General features: G+C 61.6%; 4 protein-coding genes. 2 read left to right on the forward strand and 2 right to left on the reverse strand.

Features of this window, described 5'->3' with window-relative positions; genetic code table 11:
- Window positions 1–127: 127 nt before the first annotated feature.
- On the reverse strand, window positions 128–1,795 hold the full coding sequence (ettA, locus tag ACK59H_RS22465) for an energy-dependent translational throttle protein EttA (RefSeq protein WP_060480616.1): 1,668 nt from the start codon (window positions 1,793–1,795) through the stop codon (window positions 128–130).
- Window positions 1,796–2,077: 282 nt separating this feature from the next.
- Complete coding sequence (locus ACK59H_RS22470) at window positions 2,078–2,467, reverse strand: hypothetical protein (protein ID WP_060480615.1); 390 nt, start codon at window positions 2,465–2,467, stop codon at window positions 2,078–2,080.
- Between the two features lie 260 nt (window positions 2,468–2,727).
- Between ACK59H_RS22470 and ACK59H_RS22475 the strand changes: the two genes are divergently transcribed.
- Together ACK59H_RS22475 and glyA are read left to right on the forward strand one after the other, a co-directional pair.
- Complete coding sequence (locus ACK59H_RS22475; protein ID WP_409264940.1) at window positions 2,728–6,558, forward strand: EAL domain-containing protein; 3,831 nt, start codon at window positions 2,728–2,730, stop codon at window positions 6,556–6,558.
- Between the two features lie 299 nt (window positions 6,559–6,857).
- Window positions 6,858–8,111 (forward strand): serine hydroxymethyltransferase, encoded by a 1,254-nt coding sequence (gene glyA / locus ACK59H_RS22480; RefSeq protein ID WP_060480613.1) that lies wholly within the window; start codon window positions 6,858–6,860, stop codon window positions 8,109–8,111.
- Window positions 8,112–8,296 lie beyond the last annotated feature (185 nt).

Consider the following 8,296-nt stretch of genomic DNA (forward strand, 5'->3'; position numbering starts at 1 on the left):
CAAATCCCACAGGCATAATTGGCCCGAAACAAACGTAGGAGCGAGCAAAGCTCGCGATGCGCCGCGCGGGCGGCGCTCGATCTGCGCTCCACCGAAGAGCTCACGCCAAGCCTCTACAGCATTAAGCTTACTGGGCCAGCTTCTTGTGCCGCACACGGTGAGGCTGGGCAGCAGCGTCACCCAAACGCTTCTTACGGTCGGCTTCGTATTCGGTGTAGTTACCTTCGAAGAACACCACGTTCGAATCGTCTTCGTACGCCAGGATGTGAGTGGCCACACGGTCCAGGAACCAACGGTCGTGGGAAATCACAATGGCAGCCCCCGGGAAGTCCAACAAGGCTTCTTCCAGCGAGCGAAGCGTCTCAACGTCAAGGTCGTTGGAAGGTTCGTCGAGCAGCAGGACGTTGCCGCCCTCCTTCAGGGTCAAAGCCAGGTGCAGGCGGCCACGCTCACCACCGGACAGGTCCTTGACGAACTTCTGCTGGTCGCCGCCTTTGAAGTTGAAGCGGCCAACGTAGGTGCGCGATGGAATCTCGTAGTTACCGATGCGGATCTGGTCGGAGCCGTCAGAGATCTGCTGGAACACGGTCTTGGCGCCATCGAGGTCTTCACGGCTCTGGTCCACACAGGCCAGCTGCACGGTTTCGCCAATCTCGATGCTGCCAGAGTCCGGCTGCTCTTTGCCCATCAGCATACGGAACAAAGTGGACTTACCTGCACCGTTACCACCAATGACGCCGACGATAGCGCCTTTTGGCATGGCGAAAGACAGGTTGTCGATCAGCACGCGATCGCCGTAGCCCTTGGTGACGTTCTTGAACTCGATGACCTTGTCACCCAGGCGCGGGCCGGCCGGGATGTAGATCTCGTTGGTTTCGCTGCGCTTCTGGAATTCCTGCGACTGCATTTCTTCAAAGCGCTGCAGGCGAGCCTTGGATTTGGACTGACGAGCCTTGGCGCCTTTACGCACCCACTCCAGCTCCTCTTTCATCGCCTTCTCGTGGGCACTCTGCTGCTTGGACTCCTGCGCCAGACGCTCCGACTTGGCTTCCAGCCAGCCCGAGTAGTTGCCTTCGTACGGGATACCAGCGCCGCGGTCCAGCTCGAGGATCCAGCCGGCGACGTTGTCGAGGAAGTAACGGTCGTGGGTGATCGCAACCACGGTGCCGGGGAAGTCATGCAAGAAGCGCTCGAGCCAGGCGACCGAGTCGGCGTCCAGGTGGTTGGTCGGCTCGTCCAGCAGCAGCATGTCAGGGGCCGACAGCAGCAAGCGGCACAGGGCCACGCGGCGCTTCTCACCACCGGACAAGTGCTCGATGCGGGCATCCCAGGCAGGCAGGCGCAGGGCGTCGGCGGCAACGTCCAGCTGACGCTCAAGGTTGTGGCCATCGGCAGCCTGCAGGATGGCTTCGAGCTTGGCCTGTTCGGCGGCCAGCTTGTCGAAGTCGGCATCTGGCTCGGCGTAAGCCGCGTAGACTTCGTCCAGGCGAGCCTGGGCGTCCTTGATCACACTGACCGCTTCCTCGACCACTTCACGCACGGTCTTGTTCGGGTCCAGTTGCGGTTCCTGAGGCAGGTAACCTACGTTGATGTCGGGCATCGGACGGGCTTCGCCGTCGAATTCCTTATCGACGCCAGCCATGATTCGCAGCAGGGTCGATTTACCGGCACCGTTCAGGCCGAGTACGCCAATCTTGGCGCCTGGGAAGAACGACAGGGAGATATTCTTGAGAATTTCCCGCTTCGGCGGCACGACTTTGCTCAGCCGATGCATGGTGTAGACGTATTGAGCCAAAACCAAGCCCTCTATCAGATAGGTAAAGACATCGACGATTGCCCCGGCATTGTAGGGGGCAGGGGGATGTGTTTACGGGGTGTCATTGAACAAAGTCGACCATTCTACGCCAACGCGCAGCGTTGCACAGTGTGGTCGTATGGTGGCACGGGAGCATCGTGACCCTGAAGGCATCATGGCCTGGCCCGGCCCCTTCGCAAGTGGGCCCGCTTACGTTGACCTGGGCATTACTCTGGGAGCCAGGTGAGCCGCGAGCGGGCCGGTGCAGCCGCCGAAAATGGCTCAGACGTGACGCTGTTTGCCAGCCTTGCCACGGGGCAGGCGGCTACGGCCTGCCTGCTCGGCCAGGCGCGCGGCGTAAGCGGCCTTGACGCTGAAGCCTGCGCTGCGAACGGGTTGCGTGGCAATGGTCGGCTCGCCAGCAGCCTTGCCAGCCGGCTCGGTCATGCCCGCCACAGGCACGTTTTCGACCGTCACCTGTGCCTTGGCAGTCTTGCGCAGCTCAGCCAGTGAGGGTGTCTTGTTTTTCGCGGCCCCTGCCGCCTCGGGTTTACCCAGCGAACGCTGGCAGGATTTGCAGGATACGTCCGTGGTCACGGCAGTGCTGACAAGGGTCTGACTGCTGCGCCCACAGGCGGAATCGAGGCCATTGGTGGAAAAGTGAGTAACCAAAACGGAACATCTCCGATACGTTGTCATTGAAGCGGGCGGCATTCTCGCACAGGATGCAGGGGCTTGCCGAACGGCTGCGCAGCACGACGACCATCGGCCTCGGACAATCGAGCTGGCACATTGCCACAATCACAGGCATGCTAGCCCGTTCGAATGTCCGGCTTTATAGTGCGCCCTCACGGTCAAGGCTCGTGCAGACACCGGCATATACCGTGCATGTTCCTACCCTGCCATCGCCAGCCCAATCGCAGGACCAACGCTTGACCAATCTCAAACCTTCGACCCTGCTGCGCCCCGCTCCGTCGGCCCCAGTCGCTTCGCTGCGAGGTTCGGTCAAAGGTGCGTTGGCCCTGCTGGCCTTGATCCTGCTGGGGTTGCTGCTGTGGCAACTGCTCGCGCAGTTCCGCCACACCCAGGACGACCAGCGCCTGCAGCACCTCAATGCCAGTGCAGAACTGGCCGACCACCTGGGCCTGAACATGGCGCTCAAAGCCCAGCAGGCCCTCAATGTGCTCCAGCCTTACGTCAAAGCACCGGCGGCCGATGCGATGCCCAGCCTGCCGGCCACACTGCGCGAGCGCCTGCCTGATCTGCAGGACCTGGCGTGGCTGGACGAGGCTGGGCAGGTGCGCAGCGACAGCCTACAGGGCAGCCCCGACCGCCAGTTCATTGACGAGCTGATGGGGTTGAGTCAAGGCCGGAATTTTTTCTACACCAACGCCGCAGACAATCGCACCCTTTACCTGTTGCTGCGTCAGACGGCCGAACAAGGCGGCGGCTACTGGCTGCTGCGCCTGTCACCTAACTATTACCAAGTGCTCACTACCCACCTGGATAGCCCTGGGCATCCACTCTGGCTGCTGGAAAACAGCCGCACCGGCGAGGTACTGGAACGCCATGCTCCAGTACAAACCAGTGATGAGCCGCTGCAAAGCGTGATGCTCGCCTTCATCGACAACAGCACCTGGCAGTTGCGCGGCCTGTTCGACGCCGGCCAGGCTCGGAAGAACCTGCTGCCAGCCCTGATTGGCAAGTGCCTGCTGGTGCTGCTATGTGCCCTGCTGCCCGTGTTGGCGCTGATCAGCATGCGCCGGCGCCAGCGTGCCTTGCACGAGGACCGTCGGCGCTACCACGAAATCTTCGAAGGCACAGGCGTAGCGCTGTGCGTGCTCGACCTGTCGAGCCTGCCTGGCCAGCTTGACCGCTATCATCTGCGCAACCTGGCCGGGCTCAAGCAAAGCCTGGCACTGGACCCTGGCTTGCGCCGTGCGCTGCTGCAGGAGCTCAAGATAACCGAGATCAACCAGGTGGCGCGCCACCTGCTCAACGTGCAATGTCACGAAGGGGCTTGGCAACGCTTGATCGACGGCAGCGGCGACGGCCGTGAAAGCGTGGGCATGCAACTGATCGACGCGCTGATCGAGCAACGCCCAACCCTGGAACTTGAAGTGCGCCTGTCCGCGCCGCTGGGTGGCGAGCTGCACCTGTGGCTGATGGCGCGCCTGCCACAAGAGCGTCGCGACTATCAGGCGGTGATCCTGAGCATCAGCGACATCACCAGCCGCAAACAGGTAGAACTGTCGTTGCTGGAGCGTGAAAGCTTCTGGTCCGACGTGGTGCGTACCGTGCCGGACCAGCTCTACGTGCAGGACGTGCTTAGCCAGCGCATGATATTCAGCAACCGTCACCTGGGCCAAACCCTGGGCTACGACCGCACCCAGCTTGCCCAGATGGGCGATCGTTTCTGGGAGTTGCTGCTGCACCCTGAAGATGCCGAGCACTACCGGGCGCTGCGCCAGCAGCAACGCGATCTTGCCCCCAGCCAGTCGCTGCACACGCAACTGCGCTTCCGCCACCATGACGGTGGCTGGCGCTGCTACGAGATTCGCGAGCAGGTGCTGACCCGCGATGAAGATGGCTTGGTGACCCGCATCATCGGCATAGGCAAGGATGTCACGGTGCAGATCGAGGCCAGCCAGTCGCTGCGCGACAGCGAACAACGCTATCGCATGCTTGCCGAAAGCATCAGCGACGTTATCTTTTCCACCGACAGCCGCCTGCAACTGAACTACCTCAGCCCGTCGGTGCAGGCCGTGCTGGGTTACCAGGCCGAGTGGATCTTCGCCAACGGCTGGCAATCGATCATCGCCAACCCCGCTCAGCTCACCGGCATCTACAGCCTGATGGAGCGGGTGAGCAAAGCCTTGGGTGACAGCGAACTGTTGGAGCGTCTGCGCAGCCAGCTGCCAACACAGCTGTTTTTGTTCGACTGCATGCGCGCCGATGGCCGCAAAATCCCCATCGAACTGCGCCTGGTGCTGGTGTGGGACGATCAGCAACGTTTCCAGGGCGTGCTTGGGGTTGGCCGTGACATCAGCCAGCAGCGCCGTGCGGAAAAAGACCTGCGCATGGCCGCGACGGTTTTCGAGCATTCCACCTCGGCGATCCTCATCACCGACCCAGCAGGTTACATCGTGCAGGCCAACGAAGCATTCAGCCGGGTCAGCGGCTACGCGGTCAGCGACGTGCTCGACCAGTTGCCGGCCATGCTGGTGGTCGAGGACCAGCAGGAAAGCCACTTGCGCTACGTACTCAAGCAACTTCACCAGCGCGGCAGCTGGGAAGGCGAAGTGTGGCTCAAGCGCCGCGACGGCGACCGCTACCCAGCCTGGGTCGGCATCACCGCGGTGCTGGACGACGAGGGCGACCTGGCCAGCTATGTATGCTTTTTCACCGACATCAGCGAGCGTAAGGCCAGCGAACAGCGCATTCATCGCCTGGCCTACTACGACGCCCTGACGCACCTACCCAACCGCACGTTGTTCCAGGACCGGCTGCACACCGCACTGCAACAGGCCGAGCGGCAGAAGTCTTGGGTTGTGCTGATGTTCCTTGACCTGGACCGCTTCAAGCCGATCAACGACTCCCTGGGCCATGCGGCAGGCGACCGCATGCTCAAGGACATGGCTCTGCGCCTGCTGGCCTGCGTCGACGAGGACGATACAGTGGCGCGCATGGGCGGCGACGAGTTCACCTTACTGCTGCAACCACGCGCCACCCGTGACATGGCCTTGAACCGAGCCATTCATGTTGCTGAAAACATCCTCGGCGGCCTGGTGCGGCCGTTCGTGCTCGAAGGCCGTGAGTTTTTCGTCACCGCCAGCATCGGTATTGCACTCAGCCCGCAGGATGGCAACGAGCTGAGCCAGTTGATGAAGAACGCCGACACCGCCATGTACCACGCCAAAGAGCGCGGCAAGAACAACTTCCAGTTCTATCAGACCGAAATGAACGCCAGCGCCCTGGAGCGCTTGGAGCTGGAAAGCGACCTGCGCCACGCCTTGGAGCAGAACGAGTTCATCCTCTATTACCAGCCGCAGTTCAGCGGTGACGGCAAGCGCCTTACCGGTGCCGAGGCGCTGCTGCGCTGGCGCCACCCGACTCGGGGGCTGGTACCGCCTGGGGATTTCATCCCGGTCATCGAAGAGTTGGGGCTGGTGGTGGATGTTGGCGACTGGGTGCTGCGCGAGGCCAGCCGCCAACTCAAGCACTGGCACAAGAACAAGGTACGTGTGCCGAAGGTGTCGGTGAACATCTCGGCGCGGCAATTCTCCGATGGCCAACTGGGCACGCGTATCGCAACCATTCTCGAGGAAACCAACCTGCCACCGGCGTGCCTGGAGCTGGAGCTGACCGAAAGCATCCTGATGCGTGAGGTCGATGAAGCGATGCAGATTCTGGCCAGCCTGAAGAACCTGGGCCTGAGTATCGCGGTCGACGACTTCGGCACCGGTTACTCGTCGCTGAACTACCTCAAGCAGTTCCCAATCGACGTGCTGAAAATTGACCGCACGTTCGTCGACGGCCTGCCCGAAGGCGAGCAGGACGCGCAGATCGCTCGGGCGATCATCGCCATGGCCCACAGCCTGAACCTGGCGGTGATCGCCGAAGGTGTCGAGACCCATGAACAACTGGAGTTCCTTCGCGAGCATGGCTGCGACGAAGTCCAGGGCTACCTGTTCGGGCGGCCGATGCCGGCCCATCAGTTCGAGGCGCAGTTCTCCAACGAAACGCTGTTCATGTTTCAGTGAACAGTACAGCGCAATGGGAGTAAATGTCCTGGCTGCGCAGGCCCCGCGAACATCGACGCAGCCGGTGCGATCCACCGCGCCGCAGGCTTCGCGCAAACCCCGCACAAAGCCCGCGTCATGGCTAAATCACGGGCAAAAAAACGGACCCAGAAGTCAACTCCCGCGCCCAGCCAGCCCAGACACGGCGCGGGATGCAACATGAAGCCCATTGGTCCGCGACTTGATGCCACTTCATATGCCAGGCGCGGATCAATCGGTTAGAATGCCCCCCCAAATTACCCCGATCCTTGAGGACCGCCATGTTCAGCCGTGATTTGACCATTGCCAAGTACGACGCCGAGCTCTTCGAAGCCATGCAGCAAGAAGCCCTGCGCCAGGAAGAGCATATCGAGCTGATCGCTTCGGAAAACTACACCAGCCCGGCAGTCATGGAAGCCCAGGGCTCGGTCCTGACCAACAAGTACGCCGAAGGCTACCCAGGCAAGCGCTACTACGGTGGCTGCGAATACGTCGACGTGGTCGAGCAACTGGCCATCGACCGTGCCAAGGAGCTGTTCGGCGCTGACTACGCCAACGTTCAGCCACACGCAGGCTCGCAAGCCAACGCCGCGGTCTACCTGGCGCTGCTGTCGGCCGGTGACACCATCCTGGGCATGAGCCTGGCCCACGGCGGCCACCTGACCCACGGTGCTTCGGTCAGCTCTTCGGGCAAGCTGTACAACGCCATCCAGTACGGCATCGACGGCAACGGCCTGATCGACTACGACGAAGTCGAGCGCCTGGCCGTCGAGCACAAGCCGAAAATGATCGTTGCCGGCTTCTCGGCCTACTCGCAGGTTCTGGACTTCGCCCGCTTCCGCGCCATCGCCGACAAGGTCGGTGCCTACCTGTTCGTCGACATGGCCCACGTTGCCGGCCTGGTTGCAGCTGGCGTCTACCCGAACCCAGTGCCATTCGCCGACGTGGTCACCACCACCACTCACAAGACCCTGCGCGGCCCACGTGGTGGCCTGATCCTCGCTCGCAAGAACGAAGAGATCGAGAAGAAGCTGAACTCCGCCGTCTTCCCTGGTGCCCAGGGTGGCCCGCTGGAGCACGTGATCGCTGCCAAGGCCATCTGCTTCAAGGAAGCCCTGCAGCCTGAGTTCAAGGCTTACCAGCAGCAGGTAGTGAAAAACGCCCAGGCCATGGCCGAAGTGTTCATTGAGCGTGGTTTCGATGTGGTATCCGGCGGTACCCAGAACCACCTGTTCCTGTTGTCGCTGATCAAGCAGGAAATCTCCGGTAAAGATGCAGACGCTGCCCTGGGCAAAGCCTTCATCACCGTGAACAAGAACTCGGTCCCGAACGACCCACGTTCTCCGTTCGTCACCTCGGGCCTGCGTTTCGGCACCCCAGCTGTGACCACCCGTGGTTTCAAGGAAGCCGAATGCCGCGAACTGGCCGGCTGGATCTGCGACATCCTGGCTGACCTGAACAACGAAGCGGTGATCGACGCTGTGCGCGAGAAGGTAAAAGCCATCTGCAAGAAGCTGCCGGTATACGGCAACTGATTGGCGAACGCCTGATGTGAAGAAGCCCGGCCATGTGCCGTAATGCTGTTCACTTAAGCATTTGAGTCCAGGCTTGCGGTCGAAAAATCCGATACCAGTGATCTGGTGTCGGATTTTTTTTGGGGTTCAATTTGAGCCTCTTAGCGCCTGTGAGATCGAGCGCCGCCCGCGCGGCGCATCGCGAG

The organism is Pseudomonas sp. KCJK9000 (genome assembly GCF_046230725.1).
GTDB classification, from domain to species: Bacteria; Pseudomonadota; Gammaproteobacteria; order Pseudomonadales; family Pseudomonadaceae; genus Aquipseudomonas; species Aquipseudomonas promysalinigenes.

What these genes read in the sequence shown, in the direction of transcription:
- glyA (WP_060480613.1), top strand. Translation starts at nt 6,858, where the DNA reads ATGTTCAGCCGTGATTTGACCATTGCCAAGTACGACGCCGAGCTCTTC.